The sequence below is a fragment of the Pseudomonas sp. GZD-209 genome (genome assembly GCF_049310485.1).
GTDB lineage: Bacteria > Pseudomonadota > Gammaproteobacteria > Pseudomonadales > Pseudomonadaceae > Aquipseudomonas > Aquipseudomonas sichuanensis.
In genome coordinates this window covers 15,125-29,477 of sequence record NZ_JBMOWQ010000117.1, presented here as the reverse complement: position 1 = coordinate 29,477, position 14,353 = coordinate 15,125, and the positions used below count along the sequence as shown (strand labels likewise).

Below are 14,353 nucleotides of genomic sequence, written 5' to 3'. Positions count from 1 at the left end.
CCCCCCCCCCTTCCCCCCTCTCCCCCCCCCCCCCTCCCCCCCGCCCCCCCCCCCCCCCCCCCCCCCCCCCCCCCCCCCCCCCCCCCCCCCCCGCTCCCACAATCGCTCAGCCATGGAAGTTTCAAATAGATTTCAGTCATGCCAAGCTGGCACCCACCGCGCAAAACAACTAAAGCTTCAGTGAGCACTGGAAAAACCAGCCCACCCCCGGGCCAGGCTCACCGCCGCACCATTGGCCCCGCCCAGGGGCATAGAAGAACAAGGGGGCCCGACCATGCTGACCCTGCTCAACCTGCTCTCCGCCGTGGCCCTGCTGGTGTGGGGCACGCATATCGTCCGTACCGGCATCCTGCGCGTCTATGGTTCGAACCTGCGCCGGGTGCTCAGCCAGAACATGAACAAGCGCCCGCTGGCGTTCATCGCCGGCATCGTGGTCACCGCCATGGTGCAAAGCAGCAACGCCACCGCCATGCTGGTCACCTCGTTCGTCGGCCAGGGCCTGATGGCCATGACCCCGGCCCTGGCGATCATGCTCGGCGCCGACGTCGGCACCGCGCTGATGGCGCGGGTGCTGACCTTCGACCTGTCCTGGCTGTCGCCGCTGCTGATCTTCCTCGGGGTGATCTTCTTCCTGTCGCGCAAGCAGACCCGCGCCGGCCAACTGGGCCGCGTCGGCATCGGCCTGGGGCTGATCATCCTGGCGCTGCAACTGATCGTGCACGCCGCCACCCCGATCACCCACGCCCAGGGCGTGAAGGTGCTGTTCGCCTCGCTGACCGGCGACATCCTGCTCGACGCGCTGATCGGCGCGCTGTTCGCCATGATTTCCTACTCCAGCCTGGCCGCCGTGCTGCTCACCGCCACCCTGGCCGGCGCCGAGGTGATCAGCCTGCCGGTGGCCATCGGCCTGGTGATCGGCGCCAACATCGGCAGCGGCCTGCTGGCCTTCCTCACCACCAGCCTGCAGAACTCGGCAGGGCGCCGGGTGGCATTGGGCAGCCTGCTGTACAAGCTGTTCGGCCTGGTGCTGATCATCCCGGTGCTGCATCCGCTGGTGGACTGGATGGACAGCCTGAGCTTCAGCCCGCAAGAGCTGGTGATCGGCTTCCACCTGCTCTACAACACCCTGCGCTGCCTGCTGATGCTGCCCACGGTCAAGCCCATGGGCCGCCTGTGCAACTTCCTGCTGCCCGAACGGGGCAACGGCAACGGCCATACCCAGGCACGCCACCTCGACCCCACGGCACTCACGACCCCGAGCCTGGCGCTGGCCAATGCGGTGCGCGAAACCCTGCGCCTGGGCGACCTGGTCGACAGCCTGCTTGACGCCATGCTTGGCGCCCTGCGCGGCACCCAGACCGCCATGCCGCAGCAGGTGCGCACCCTCGCCGAAGACGCCGAGGCGCTGTACAACGCCATCAAGCTGTACCTGGCACAGATGCCCCGCGAAGACCTGAGCGAGCAGGATAACCGGCGCTGGGCCGAGATCATCGAGCTGGCAATCAACCTCAAGCTGGCCACCGACCTGATCGAGCGCATGCTGCGCAAGGTCCAGCAGCAGAAAACCTCCCAGCGCCGCGAGTTCTCGCAAATCGGCCTGGAGGAGCTGACCGGCCTGCAAGAACAACTGATCGCCAACCTGCGCCTGGGCCTGTCGGTGTTCCTCAGCGCCGACCCGCAAAGCGCGCACCAGCTACTGCGCGAAAAACGCCGCTTCCGCGCCCAGGAGCGGCGCCTGGCGCATGCCCATGTCAGCCGCCTGCAACGCAAAGTGGTGCAGAGTATCGAAACCAGTTCGCTACACTTGGAACTCATTGCCGACATGAAGCGGTTGAACTCTTTGTTCTGCAGCAGTGCCTATGTGGTACTGGGCGGCACCGACACCGGCGGGCTGATGCTCGACAGCGTGCCGGACGAAGCCCGCCAGCCTTGAGCCTTTGCCCCCGGAGACCGTAGCTCGCCCATGCGTTGTCTGATGTTCATTTGCCTGCTGATCGCCAGCCTGCCGACCTTCGCCCTCGATCGCTCGCGGGTCGAGGGCTACCTGTTGCCCAACGGCCTGCAGGTGATCCTCAAGTCCGGCTACGAGCGCGACCATGTGTCGATCCGCCTGGTGGTGGGCGTGGGCCTGGACGACTTCGACTGCAACCAGCGCGAGCTGCCGCACCTGCTCGAACACCTGCTGTTCAGCGGCATCGACGACACCGGCGAGGGCGGCCTGGAAGAACGCCTGCAAGAGCTGGGCGGGGAATGGAACGCCTTCACCAGCAGCGCCGACACCACCTTCGTCATCGAGGCCCCGGCACGCAACCAGCGCAAGGTGCTCGACCTGCTGCTGGCGCTGCTGCGCGACACCCGTATCGACGCCAAGGCGCTGGCCACGGCCAAGCGCATCATAGAGCGCGAGGACGGCGGCCATTACGGGCACCTGCAGCGCTGGCTCGACCGCCAGGAAGTCGGCCACCCGGCCAGCGATCAGCTGGCGACCGAACTGGGCCTCAAGTGCAAGGAGCGCTCCGACCTCGACGACATGACCCTGGAGCAGGTGCAGCACCTGCGCGAGCACTGGTACGCCGCCAACAACATGAGCCTGATCGTTGTCGGCGGCCTCGACCGCCTGCTGCCGGCCTATCTGGAACGTACCTTCGGCGCCTTGCCGGCGACCGAGCCCGAGGAGCGCCGCACCCTCGAAACCATCAGCCAGCAGGCCGAGCAACGCCGCGACCTGACCCGTGGCTGGCTGGGCGACAACGTCAAGCTGCACTGGTTGTTCATCGAGCCAACGCTGGACCTGGGCAACGACCAGACCCTCGAACTGCTCTCGCGCTATCTGGACTGGGCGCTGTACGACCAGCTGCGCTTGCGCCACGGCCTGTCCTACGGCCCCTCGGCGCAACGCGAGAGCTTCGGCGACACCGGCCTCTTGAGCCTCAATGCCGACCTTGAGCGCCAGGACCTCGACGCGGCGGTGAAGGTGCTCGAACAACTATTCGAGCACCTGCGCAAGCACGGCCTGGACCCGGACACCTTCGCCCGCATCAAGGACGCGGCGATTGCCCGCGAGAGCTGGAGCACCCAGGGCAACACGGCGTTGGCCGACTATTACTGGGGTGCGCTGAACGCGTACGAGAACGGCCGCTTCAGCGACCCGGTGCGGGCACTGCGCCAGGTCAGCCTCAAGCAGGCCAACGAGGCCCTGCGCGAACTGCTCAAGGAGCCGGGGTACCTGCGCATCGAGAAGCCGTTGCTGGGGTATGACGAACTGTATGGGTTGGTGGCGCTGTTGCTCGGGCTGATCCTTGCGGTCGGGCTGGTTCGCTGGCGGCGCGTAATGGCGAATCGCCCCAGCGGCGCTACACGAAAGTAGGGGTTCGGCGGTATCCTGTCGGCCAACAACGTCTGCGTGGGAGCGGGCTTGCCCCGCGATGAGGTCATCGCGGGGCAAGCCGGCTCCCCCCTCCTCCCCCACCCCCCCTCCCCCCCCCCCCGCTCCCACGACGCCTCGAACATGCCTTTTCCTGTTGTAGCCCCATGCCCCCAATACCCAACTTCGTCCTGCGCGTGATCGAACTGCTCAAGCGCTACCCCGGCATCATCGCGCTCTACGGTTTCCTGTCGGGTATCGGCAGTTTCATCCTGGTCGACCGCCAGGCCGGCCTGGCCAGCTGGATCGCCATCGTCATGCTGATCAGTTGGGTCTGGCTGATGCTGGAGAACACCCTCACCGAGCTGTTCGCGCGCACCTTCAAGCGCGAGATCCCACAGCCGCTGCTGCGCTTCGCCACGCAGATGATCCACCAGGAGAGCCTGTTCTTCGTCCTGCCGTTCTTCTTCATCACCACCACCTGGAACAGCGGCCAGCTGATCTTCACCGGCCTGCTCGGCGCCGCGGGGCTGATTTCCATCGTCGACCCGCTGTACCACAAGTGGCTGGCCCCCAGGCGCTGGCTGTTCCTGGCACTGCACACCCTGACCCTGTTCGCCGCGCTGCTCACGGCGCTGCCGATCATCCTGCACCTGACCACCGCGCAGAGCTTCAAGCTGGCGCTGGTCGCCGCCATGGTGCTGTCGTTCCCCAGCCTGGCCAGCAGTTTCCCGATCAGCAACTGGCGCCGTGGCGTGGCGCTGGTGCTGGTGACCCTGGCGGTGGGCGGCGGCGGCTGGCTGATGCGTTCCTGGGTGCCGCCAGCGACCCTGTGGATGACCGACGTGGCGATCAGCACCGAAGTGCTCAACCGCCAGCCGGGCGCGTCGCTGGAGGAAGTACCCGCCAGCCGCATCCGCAATGGCGGCCTGTACGCCTACACCGCGATCAATGCCCCGCGCGGCCTCAACGAGCGCATTTACCACGTGTGGCAGCTGGACGGCAAAGAGGTGGACCGCATCGCCCTGGACATTCACGGCGGGCGCAAGGAAGGCTACCGGGCCTGGACCCACAAGCAGAACTTCCCGCCCAACCCGGTAGGCAAGTGGCAGGTGCGGGTGCTGACCGAAGATGGCCAGGTAATCGGGGTGCTGCGGTTCAAAGTGCTGGATGACGCAGCGAAAAGTTGATCTATTCAGGCCCTATCGCCGGCAAGCCAGCTCCCACAATGAACGCACACTGGAACCTTGTGGGAGCTGGCTTGCCAGCGATAGGGCCGCAACGCGGCCCCACTGCGCTATGATCTGACTCGCCATCCGCCAGTCAGATGCATGGAGCCTATGACCGCCCCGAGCGCCATCCTGGACAACAACCAGCAGCCCACTCGCCTGCGTATCGTCGGCGACTGGACCCTGGCCCACTACGCCAGCCTCAAGCGCGACTGCGAGCAGCTGCGCAGCCAGTACGGCGCCGACACCCAGGTCGACCTCAGCCAGCTGGGCCGCCTGGATACCGCCGGCGCCTCGCTGCTGGCCGAACTGCTCGGCTCCGAACGCCTGGCGCACTGTACCGACCAACTCCCCGACGCCAGCCGCGCCCTGCTCAAGAACGTCTACTGCTCGGTGCAGGACTACTGCATCCCGGACAAACAACCCGAGCGCCCGGTGCTGCTCCTGCTGCTGGCGCGCATCGGCTGCGCCGTCGACACCCTGTGGCAAGACACCAAGCAAGTGCTGGGCTTTATCGGCCTGATCCTCGAAACCCTGCTGCGCCGCCTGCTGCAGCCCCACCGCTGGCGCGTCACCCCGGTGGTCGCCCACCTCGAACAGACCGGCCTGGACGCCGCCCCCATCGTTGCCCTGCTGACCTTCCTGGTCGGCGCCGTGGTGGCCTTCCTCGGCGCCACGGTGCTGGCCAACTTCGGCGCGACGATCTTCACCGTCGACCTGGTGGCGTTCTCTTTCCTGCGGGAATTCGCCGTGCTGCTGACCGCCATCCTCATGGCCGGGCGGACCGCCAGCGCGTTCACCGCGCAGATCGGCTCGATGAAGGCCAACGAAGAGATCGACGCCATCCGCACCCTGGGCCTGAACCCCATCGAGCTGCTGGTGGTGCCGCGGGTGCTCGCGCTGCTGATCGCGCTGCCGCTGCTGACCTTCGTCGCGATGATCTGCGGCATCATCGGTGGCGCGGTGGTCTGCGCACTGTCGCTGGGCATTTCGCCGGCCATGTTCCTTTCGCTGCTGCAAAGCGACATCGGCGTGCAGCACTTTTTGGTGGGCCTGGCCAAGGCGCCGTTCTTCGCCTTCCTGATCGCCACCATCGGCTGCCTGGAAGGCTTCAAGGTCAGCGGCAGCGCCGAATCGGTGGGCGCCCACACGACCTCGGCGGTGGTGCAGTCGATCTTCGTGGTCATCGTGCTGGATGCGGTGGCCGCGCTGTTCTTCATGGAGATGGGCTGGTGAACGGCCGGGAAGCGGTGATCGAAGCCCGGGGCCTCTGCAACCGCTTCGGCAGCCAGAGCGTGCACGAAAACCTCGACCTGGACCTGTACCGCGGCGAAATCCTCGCCGTGGTGGGGGGCTCGGGCAGCGGCAAGTCGGTGCTGTTGCGCAGCATCATCGGTTTGCGCCGGCCCAACGAGGGCATCGTCAAGGTGTTCGGCCAGAACCTCGCCACCCTCGACGAAGGCCAGCGCTCGCAGGTGGAGCGGCGCTTTGGCGTGCTGTTCCAGAAGGGCGCGCTGTTCTCGTCGCTGACCGTCACCGAGAACGTCGCGCTGCCGCTGATCGAGCACGCCGGGCTGTCGCGGGCCGACGCCGAGCACCTGGCCGGGGTCAAGCTGGCCCTGGCCGGGCTGCCGATCAGCGCTGCCGACAAGTACCCGGCCTCGCTGTCCGGCGGCATGATCAAGCGCGCGGCCCTGGCCCGCGCCCTGGCGCTGGACCCGGACATCCTGTTCCTCGACGAGCCCACTGCCGGCCTCGACCCGATCGGCGCCGCCGCCTTCGACCAACTGATCCTCACCCTGCGCGACGCCCTGGGGCTGTCGGTATTCCTGATCACCCACGACCTGGACACCCTCTACACCATCACCGACCGGGTGGCGGTGCTGTCGCAGAAGAAGGTGCTGGTGGCCGGCCCCCTCAGTGAAGTCGAACAGACCGACGACACCTGGATTCACGAATACTTTCACGGCCCGCGCGGCCGGGCGGCCGAAGACGCCGCCCTGCGCGCCCGCCAGGAGCCTTGAACGATGGAAACCCGAGCGCATCATGTCCTGATCGGCCTGGTCACCGTGCTGGTGGTGGCTGGCGCCATGCTGTTTGGTCTGTGGCTGACCAAGTCCAGCGTCGACGACGCCTTCAAGGACTATCAAGTCGTGTTCAACGAGGCCGTCTCCGGCCTGTCCCGCGGCAGCCCGGTGCAGTACAACGGCATCAAGGTCGGGGACGTCAGCACCCTGCGCCTGGACCCGAAAGACCCGCGCCGGGTCCTGGCGCGCATTCGCCTGTCCGCCGACACGCCGGTGAAGGAAGACACCAAGGCCAAGCTGACCCTGGCCGGGGTCACCGGCAACTCGTTCATCCAGCTCACCGGCGGCACGCCAGAGAGCCCAGCGCTCAAGGGCCAGGACGGCAAACTGCCAGTGATCGTCGCCTCGCCATCGCCGATTTCGCAACTGCTCAACGACAGCAGCGACCTGGTGACCAACATCAACCTGCTGCTGCATAACGCCAACCAGATGTTCTCGGAAAACAACATCGAGCACCTGAGCAACACCCTGGCCAACCTCGACCAGACTACCGGCGCCTTCGCCAGCCAGAAAGACGGCATCGGTGCGGCCATCGCCCAGCTGGGCGAGGTCGGCAAGCAGGCCAGCGCCACCCTGGCCGAGACCCAGGCGCTGATGCGCAACGCCAACGGCCTGCTCGGCACCCAGGGCAAGCAGGCCATCGGCAGCGCCGAGCAGGCCATGCAGTCGCTGGCGCAAAGCAGCGCGACCATCAACAGCCTGCTGCAGGACAACCGCCAGTCCCTCGACGACGGCGCCCAGGGCCTGAACCAGATCGCCCCGGCCATCCGCGAGCTGCGCGACACCCTCAATGCGCTCAAGGGCATCTCCCGGCGCCTGGAGGCCGACCCCAGCGGCTATCTGCTCGGTCGCGACAACAACAAGGAGTTCCAGCCATGAGCCTGTCGCCACGTCTGCTCGCCCTGGCCGCCACGCTGAGCTTGGCTTCGGCCTGCTCGATCCTGCCGCAGACCGAACCTGTGGATATCTACCGACTGCCCGTGCAGCAGGCGGCCGGCAGCGCCACACCGGCGAGCTGGTCGCTGCGCCTGAACAAACCCCTGGCCAGCGAAGCCCTGGCCGGGCCACGCATCGCGGTGATCCCCCAGGGTGACGTGATCAGCAGCTACAAGGGCGCGCGCTGGAGCGACCCGGTGCCCATGCTGGTGCGCAACCGCCTGCTCGATGGTTTCCAGCGCGACGGCCGGGTGCAGCGCCTGAGCGCCGACGACGCCAACCTGCAGGCCGACTACGAACTGGGCGGCGAGCTGCAGGCGTTCCAGAGTGAATACCGGGCGCAGGGCCAGGTGGAGGTGGTGATCCGCTACGACGCCCGGCTGGTGCAGGGGCGCAGCCAGCGCATCCTTGCCAGCAAGCGCTTCGAGGTGCGCCAGCCACTCGCCAACCCGCAGGTGCCGTCAGCGGTCGCCGGCTTCGGCGCGGCCAGCGACCAGCTGGCGCGCCAGGTGATCGACTGGACCGTGAGCCAGGCCGCCCAGGTTCAGGCGAAGAACCAGTAGCAGACGAAGATCGCCGCGACCACGCCGGACAGCTCGGCCAGCAGGGCGCAACCGACGGCATGGCGCACCCGCTGGATGCCCACCGCGCCGAAGTACACCGCCAGCACGTAGAAGGTGGTTTCGGTGCTGCCCTGGATGGTCGCCGCCACCAACGCCGGGAAGCTGTCGACGCCGTGGGTCTGCATGGTCTCGATCAGCATGGCCCGCGCCGCGCTGCCCGAGAACGGCTTGACCAGCGCGGTGGGCAGGCCCTCGACGAAGCGGCTGTCCAGGCCCATCCAGTTCACCGCATGGCGGATACCGTCCAGGGCCAGTTCCAGGGCGCCGGAAGCGCGCAGCACGCCGACTGCCACCAGCATCGCCACCAGGTACGGCAGCAGGCTCTTGGCCACGTCGAAACCTTCCTTGGCCCCTTCGACGAACACCTCGTACACCTTCACCCGCTTCAAGGCGCCGATCAGCAAAAACAGGATGATCACGCCGAACAGCGTCAGGTTGCCGAGGATCGACGACAGGCTGGCCAGCGCGGCCGCCGAGAGGGTGCCGAGGAACGCCATGAAACCGCCCAGCAGCAGCGCACCGGGAATCATGTAGGCCAGCACCACCGGGTCCCACAGGCGCAGGCGTTGCATCACCGCCACCGACAGCAGGCCAACCAGGGTCGAGCAGCTGGTGGCCAGCAGGATCGGCAGGAACACCAGGGTCGGGTCGGTCGCGCCCTGCTGGGCGCGGTACATGAAGATGGTCACCGGCAGCAGGGTCAGCGACGAGGCGTTGAGCACCAGGAACAGGATCTGCGCGTTGCTCGCCGTGGTGCTGCTGGGGTTGAGCTCCTGCAGCGCGCGCATGGCCTTGAGGCCGATGGGGGTGGCGGCGTTGTCCAGGCCCAGGCCATTGGCGGCGAAGTTCATGGTGATCAGGCCCAGGGCAGGGTGGCCGGGCGGCACTTCCGGCATCAGCCGGGCGAACAGAGGGCCGAGCACCTTGGCCAGCCATTCGACGATGCCGGCCTGCTCGGCGATCTTGAGAAAGCCCAGCCACAGCGTCAGGGTGCCGAACAGCAGGACCATGACCTCGACCGACAGCTTGGCCATGGCGAAGATGCTCTCGACCATCGCGGCGAAGATGCCGGCGTTGCCGCCGACCAGCCATTGGGCCAGGGCGGAAATGGCCGCCACCAGGAAAAAGCCGAGCCAGAGGCCGTTGAGCATCTGTGATCCCCCGTGAAAAATGCCCGAATGATAGCGTATCGAACCATCGACGGCAGCGTGGGAGCGGGCTTGCCCCGCGATAGGCCATCCCGGCAATCGCGGGGCAAGCCCGCTCCCACGACGCCAAAATGCAAAAAGCCCCGACAAGTCGGGGCTTTTTGTTCAGCGCGAAGGCTTACTGGTTGACGGTCTTGCCGGCCACCACTGCCTCGGTCTTGCCTTTGTCCAGCACCAGCGCCTTGTAGTACGCCTCGCCTTTTTCGGCGTCGTACATACCCTGCCATTTGGCGATGACCACGGCGGCCAGGGCGTTACCTACCACGTTCAGCGCGGTACGGGCCATGTCCATGATGCGATCGACACCGGCGATGAAGGCCAGGCCTTCCAGCGGGATACCGACGCTGCCCAGGGTGGCCAGCAGCACCACGAAGGACACGCCTGGTACGCCGGCGATACCTTTGGAAGTGACCATCAGGGTCAGCACCAGCAGCAGCTGCTGGCTCCAGGACAGGTCGATGCCGTACAGCTGGGCGATGAAGATCGCCGCGATGCTCTGGTACAGGGTCGAACCGTCGAGGTTGAACGAGTAGCCGGTCGGCACCACGAACGAGCAGATCGACTTCGGCGCGCCGTACTTTTCCATCTTCTCGATCACGCGCGGCAGCACGGTCTCGGAGCTGGAAGTGGAGTAGGCGAGGATCAGCTCGTCTTTCATGATGCGCATGATCTTGATGATCGAGAAGCCGAACACGCGCGCCACCAGGCCAAGCACCATGAAGGCGAAGAAGGCGATGGCGAAGTACACCAGCAGCACCAGCTTGGCCAGCGGCAGCAAGGAGGCGAAGCCGAAGTTGGCGACAGTGGCGGCGATCAGGGCGAACACGCCGATCGGGGCGTAGTTCATGATCATGTGGGTGACCTTGAACATGGTCTCCGACACGCCCTGGAAGGTGCGCACCAGCGGCTCGCGCAGCTCGGCGTTGAGGCTCGACAAGCCCATGCCGAACATGACCGAGAAGAAGATGATCGGCAGCATTTCGCCACGCATCAGCGCTGCGAAGATGTTCGACGGGATCAGGTTGAGCAGGGTTTCGATGAACGCATGCTCATGCTGCACCTCGGCCGCGGTGGCCTGGTACTTGGAGATGTCGACGGTGCCCAGGGTGCTCATGTCGATGCCGGCGCCCGGGTGGAACACGTTGGCCAGCACCAGGCCGACGACGATGGCGATGGTGGTCACCACCTCGAAGTAGAGGATGGTCTTGAGGCCAATGCTACCCAGTTTCTTCGCGTCGCCAACTCCGGCGATACCCACGATCAGCGACGAAATCACGATCGGGACAACGATCATCTTGATCAGGCGAATGAAGATGTCGCCGGCCGGCTGGAGGACGTTGCTGATCCACCATGCCTTTTCTGCACTGAAATGATTCAGTAGCGCGCCGACTGCAACGCCCAGCAACAGACCGATGACGATCTGCCAGGCGAGGCTCAGTTTTGCCTTCTTCATGTCATTACCCTTTGTTGTAGTGGTCAAGGACACCAACCGCAAAGCCGCGTACCAGAGCCGTTTAAAGCGTGATGGCAACACGATCTTGGCGTGCGGTGGCCCCATGAAAGGACACCGCGAGCACATCTTTCGAGTGCTTGGGCCAGGGAAAAAGGCGGCAACTATTGCGATGGGAAGGGGGGCAGTCTAATGCCGGAAACGAGTACCCCATGCCGAATCGGCATGAGACCAGAACACAAAATCGAGCATCGCCAAGCCCTTGATTTTCAACGTTCGGATTTCCGAACAAGACCAAAGCGCCATAATTCGGCAGAATTGACGGTGTGCATACGGGGGTTTGGATGGCGTGTTCGACAATCCGAATGGCTGAAATGCCACTGAACCTGAGCTGTCAGTCAGGCTAAAAAATTTCGATGTACGGTCAAGACAAAATGTGTCTTTGGTGAAAAGACGTACATATCAGGAATGAGTCCTAAAGAAAGGCACCTCGGAAGCCAGATCGGTCTCTGATCCCTGTAGGACATGACCGACCTGTAACTTCCGATGCCACCTTCGCCTGACCCGGCCCATTGCGGAGGTACTCCCTGTACCCCTAGGCCACTCCGATCCTGCAACAATCAGAACAGCCCGGCCCCCTGGTCATGCGCTGCCCCTCCTCGGGGCGGCGCATCATAGAAGCCAGAAAGATAGAAAGGTTCAGCTTCTATTTCGTGACAGTGCGTACCCGCAGGCCACAAATGGCTCAGTACCAGTTCGGGTCGCGCTTGAGCTGCTCCTGCAGCAAGGCTTTCATGCCGTCGTCAGGTTTGCCCAGCCAGCGATAGTCCGCATGGCGGGTGGGCGACTTGTCCGAGGGCAGGCCTTCGGGTACTTCCACGAGCATCCCGTAGGCATTGTCCTTGTCCCAGCTGAACGCCACGATCAGGCGCTTGTAGGTGCAGGTGCTGTCGGCCTCGCACAACGGGCCGACCAGATACTGCTCGCCGTCCTCGGTGACCGCCGACATCTGCAGCGGGGCGCTGCCGGTGAGGTTGATCACCCACTCGGGCAAACGTTCCTCGCCCTTGATCGTGTCCTGCCAGGTTGCCTGGTATTCGGGGTCCGAGCCTAACAACTGGTTGGCCCGGACCTGGCCGTCATTGGCCGCCAGCGCCAGGCTGCTGGCGCCCGCAAGCAGGGCGCCAGCCAAGGCATGGCAAAGCATCCGCCTCATGGTTCAACCCCTGCCTCGTCCGAAGAAGAAAGAAGCCACGAACAGCACCAGGAAGACGATGAACAGGATCTTCGCGATGCCGGTCGCCGCGCCAGCGATACCACCGAAGCCCAGGACCGCGGCGACAATGGCGATGATCAGGAAGGTGATAGCCCAGCTCAGCATGATGTTTCTCCTTACGTGTGCAAAATCGTTGGTGGTCTAGAACACCCAGCGTTGCTCGGGCTGGACGTTCTCGACCCGTGCAGGGGTGGTGTCACCCACCGGCAACGGCGCCACCGCCGCCACCTGGGTGCTCACACGGCTCGCCTTGAGCTGCGTCAGCACCAGGGTCTGCGCCGCCACCTGGTCGGCCAGGCGGGCGGTCTGCCAGCTGTAGTAGAACTGGCCGGCTGCCAGGGTGATCAGCAAGGCCGCGCCGAGGAACAGCAACTGGCGCAGGGGCAGTACGGCGTACTGCGTGCGGTTGGTGGGTAGGTGATTCATGCCGGCTCCTCCTGCTGTACTTGTTCTTGAAACCTGAACAGGTATTTGCAGCTCGCGTGCCAGTCTTTTTCAGTTAAGAAAATTCAATAAAATCATATAGTTATGAAATTAGACGAAATCGAGAGGGGCGTATCCTGCACGATGACCAGCAAACGCGTCGGGCGATTTGCACGATCCACCCTCGCACCTGGCCCGCTCTTCAGGTGGGCGGCATCCACCAGCGCTCTGCACAACCGCCATGACGGCCACCCTTTTGCACCCAACTCCAGAGTTATCAGTCACTTAGCTACCATGAAGGCAACCGGCTAGCATGCAGGGCGTCGGATCAATCAGAATCGACCATGCAACTTGCCCGATTTTTCCGACACTAATTGAGATCTATCCCAAAGGAGCGCAGGAAAATGGAGTCAGCCCAGGACAACCAAGGCCGCATTCTGTTGGTGGACGATGAGTCCGCCATCCTGCGTACCTTCCGCTACTGCCTCGAGGATGAGGGCTATAGCGTGGCCACCGCCAACAGTGCCGCCCAGGCCGAGGCCCTGCTGCAGCGCCAGGTGTTCGACCTGTGCTTCCTCGATTTGCGCCTGGGCGAGGACAACGGCCTCGATGTGCTGGCGCAGATGCGCGTCCAGGCCCCCTGGATGCGCGTGGTGATCGTCACTGCCCATTCGGCGATCGATACCGCCGTGGACGCGATCCAGGCCGGCGCCGCCGACTACCTGGTCAAACCCTGCAGCCCTGACCAGCTACGCCTGGCTACCGCCAAGCAACTGGAAGTGCGCCAGCTGTCGGCGCGCCTGGAAGCCCTGGAAGGCGAGCTGCGCAAACCCAAGGACGGCCTCGACTCCCACACCCCGGCCATGATGGCCGTGCTGGAAACCGCCCGGCAGGTGGCGACCACCGACGCCAACATCCTCATCCTCGGCGAGTCGGGCACCGGCAAGGGCGAGCTGGCCCGCGCCATCCATGGCTGGAGCAAGCGCGCGCGCAAGGCCTGCGTGACCATCAACTGCCCATCGCTGAATGCCGAACTGATGGAGAGCGAGCTGTTCGGTCACACCCGGGGCGCCTTCACCGGCGCCAGCGAAAGCACCCTGGGGCGGGTCAGCCAGGCTGACGGCGGCACCTTGTTCCTCGACGAGATCGGCGATTTTCCCCTCACATTGCAGCCAAAACTGCTGCGCTTCATCCAGGACAAGGAATACGAACGGGTCGGCGACCCGGTCACCCGCCGTGCCGATGTGCGCATCCTGGCGGCGACCAACCTCAACCTGGACGAGATGGTCCGCGAGAACCGTTTCCGTGAAGACCTGCTCTATCGCCTGAACGTGATCACCCTGCACCTGCCACCGCTGCGTGAGCGCAGCGAGGACATCCTGACCCTGGCCGAGCGCTTCCTCGCCCGCTTCGTCAAAGAATATTCACGCCCAGCCCGTGGTTTCAGCGACGAAGCCCGCACGGCACTGCTCAACTATCGCTGGCCAGGCAACATCCGTGAGTTGCGCAACGTGGTCGAGCGCGCCAGCATCATCTGCCCGCAGGAGCGCGTGGAAATCAGCCACCTGGGCATGGGCGAGCAGCCCACCGGCAACGCGCCAAGGGTCGGCGCCGCACTGAGCCTGGACGAGCTGGAGCGTGCCCATATCGCGGCAGTGCTGGCGGCCAGCGACACCCTCGACCAAGCCGCCAAGACCCTGGGCATCGACGCCTCCACGCTGTACCGCAAGCGCAAGCAGTTCAACCTGTGAAAACGC

Annotated in this window: 13 protein-coding genes; 8 read left to right on the top strand and 5 right to left on the bottom strand. The window is 65.1% G+C overall.

Features of this window, described 5'->3' with window-relative positions; genetic code table 11:
• Positions 1–274: 274 nt before the first annotated feature.
• From ACO6VM_RS14665 to ACO6VM_RS14635, 7 genes are all read left to right on the top strand, one after another.
• Entirely contained in the window at positions 275–1,933 is a 1,659-nt protein-coding gene (locus ACO6VM_RS14665; RefSeq protein ID WP_401056083.1) for a Na/Pi cotransporter family protein, read from the top strand.
• Positions 1,934–1,963: 30 nt separating this feature from the next.
• Positions 1,964–3,367 (top strand): M16 family metallopeptidase, encoded by a 1,404-nt coding sequence (locus tag ACO6VM_RS14660; protein WP_401056081.1) that lies wholly within the window; start codon positions 1,964–1,966, stop codon positions 3,365–3,367.
• Positions 3,368–3,531: 164 nt separating this feature from the next.
• The gene (locus tag ACO6VM_RS14655) at positions 3,532–4,554 is read left to right on the top strand and encodes a DUF2914 domain-containing protein (RefSeq protein ID WP_258643924.1); all 1,023 of its coding nucleotides are present in this window, start codon (positions 3,532–3,534) and stop codon (positions 4,552–4,554) included.
• A gap of 141 nt (positions 4,555–4,695) precedes the next feature.
• The gene (locus ACO6VM_RS14650) at positions 4,696–5,829 is read left to right on the top strand and encodes an ABC transporter permease (RefSeq protein WP_401056079.1); all 1,134 of its coding nucleotides are present in this window, start codon (positions 4,696–4,698) and stop codon (positions 5,827–5,829) included.
• Positions 5,826–6,617, top strand: a complete 792-nt coding sequence (locus ACO6VM_RS14645; RefSeq protein WP_125857030.1) for an ABC transporter ATP-binding protein — start codon at positions 5,826–5,828, stop codon at positions 6,615–6,617. The genes ACO6VM_RS14650 and ACO6VM_RS14645 overlap by 4 nt, the downstream gene beginning before the upstream one ends.
• A 3-nt stretch (positions 6,618–6,620) precedes the next feature.
• Positions 6,621–7,559, top strand: coding sequence for an MlaD family protein (locus ACO6VM_RS14640; RefSeq protein WP_401056075.1), 939 nt, complete (start codon positions 6,621–6,623; stop codon positions 7,557–7,559).
• Entirely contained in the window at positions 7,556–8,179 is a 624-nt protein-coding gene (locus ACO6VM_RS14635) for an ABC-type transport auxiliary lipoprotein family protein (RefSeq protein WP_401056073.1), read from the top strand. The genes ACO6VM_RS14640 and ACO6VM_RS14635 overlap by 4 nt, the downstream gene beginning before the upstream one ends.
• Here ACO6VM_RS14635 and ACO6VM_RS14630 read toward each other — a convergent pair.
• The 5 genes from ACO6VM_RS14630 to ACO6VM_RS14610 form a co-directional block, all read right to left on the bottom strand.
• A complete protein-coding gene (locus ACO6VM_RS14630) occupies positions 8,161–9,390 on the bottom strand; it encodes a nucleoside recognition domain-containing protein (protein WP_401056071.1) in 1,230 nt (409 codons plus the stop codon). The genes ACO6VM_RS14635 and ACO6VM_RS14630 overlap by 19 nt on opposite strands.
• 175 nt (positions 9,391–9,565) lie before the next feature.
• A complete protein-coding gene (gene gltP / locus ACO6VM_RS14625; protein WP_401056069.1) occupies positions 9,566–10,900 on the bottom strand; it encodes a glutamate/aspartate:proton symporter GltP in 1,335 nt (444 codons plus the stop codon).
• Between the two features lie 742 nt (positions 10,901–11,642).
• Positions 11,643–12,113: an inhibitor of vertebrate lysozyme family protein gene (locus ACO6VM_RS14620; protein WP_401056067.1), complete on the bottom strand. Its 471-nt coding sequence runs from the start codon at positions 12,111–12,113 to the stop codon at positions 11,643–11,645.
• Between the two features lie 3 nt (positions 12,114–12,116).
• Entirely contained in the window at positions 12,117–12,278 is a 162-nt protein-coding gene (locus tag ACO6VM_RS14615; protein ID WP_003252966.1) for a DUF1328 domain-containing protein, read from the bottom strand.
• A gap of 36 nt (positions 12,279–12,314) precedes the next feature.
• Entirely contained in the window at positions 12,315–12,599 is a 285-nt protein-coding gene (locus ACO6VM_RS14610) for a hypothetical protein (protein ID WP_390970019.1), read from the bottom strand.
• A 401-nt stretch (positions 12,600–13,000) separates the two neighbouring features.
• Here ACO6VM_RS14610 and algB point away from each other — a divergent pair, with 401 nt between their 5' ends.
• Entirely contained in the window at positions 13,001–14,347 is a 1,347-nt protein-coding gene (gene algB, locus ACO6VM_RS14605) for a sigma-54-dependent response regulator transcription factor AlgB (RefSeq protein ID WP_390970021.1), read from the top strand.
• Positions 14,348–14,353: the final 6 nt, after the last annotated feature.

Excerpts from the sequence above, each read along its gene's own strand:
- ACO6VM_RS14665 (WP_401056083.1), top strand. The coding sequence starts at position 275 with ATGCTGACCCTGCTCAACCTGCTCTCCGCCGTGGCCCTGCTGGTGTGG.
- ACO6VM_RS14660 (WP_401056081.1), top strand. The coding sequence starts at position 1,964 with ATGCGTTGTCTGATGTTCATTTGCCTGCTGATCGCCAGCCTGCCGACC.
- ACO6VM_RS14655 (WP_258643924.1), top strand. The coding sequence starts at position 3,532 with ATGCCCCCAATACCCAACTTCGTCCTGCGCGTGATCGAACTGCTCAAG.
- ACO6VM_RS14650 (WP_401056079.1), top strand. The coding sequence starts at position 4,696 with ATGGAGCCTATGACCGCCCCGAGCGCCATCCTGGACAACAACCAGCAG.
- ACO6VM_RS14640 (WP_401056075.1), top strand. The coding sequence starts at position 6,621 with ATGGAAACCCGAGCGCATCATGTCCTGATCGGCCTGGTCACCGTGCTG.
- ACO6VM_RS14635 (WP_401056073.1), top strand. The coding sequence starts at position 7,556 with ATGAGCCTGTCGCCACGTCTGCTCGCCCTGGCCGCCACGCTGAGCTTG.
- ACO6VM_RS14630 (WP_401056071.1), bottom strand. The coding sequence starts at position 9,390 with ATGCTCAACGGCCTCTGGCTCGGCTTTTTCCTGGTGGCGGCCATTTCC.
- gltP (WP_401056069.1), bottom strand. The coding sequence starts at position 10,900 with ATGAAGAAGGCAAAACTGAGCCTCGCCTGGCAGATCGTCATCGGTCTG.
- ACO6VM_RS14620 (WP_401056067.1), bottom strand. The coding sequence starts at position 12,113 with ATGAGGCGGATGCTTTGCCATGCCTTGGCTGGCGCCCTGCTTGCGGGC.
- ACO6VM_RS14615 (WP_003252966.1), bottom strand. The coding sequence starts at position 12,278 with ATGCTGAGCTGGGCTATCACCTTCCTGATCATCGCCATTGTCGCCGCG.
- ACO6VM_RS14610 (WP_390970019.1), bottom strand. The coding sequence starts at position 12,599 with ATGAATCACCTACCCACCAACCGCACGCAGTACGCCGTACTGCCCCTG.
- algB (WP_390970021.1), top strand. The coding sequence starts at position 13,001 with ATGGAGTCAGCCCAGGACAACCAAGGCCGCATTCTGTTGGTGGACGAT.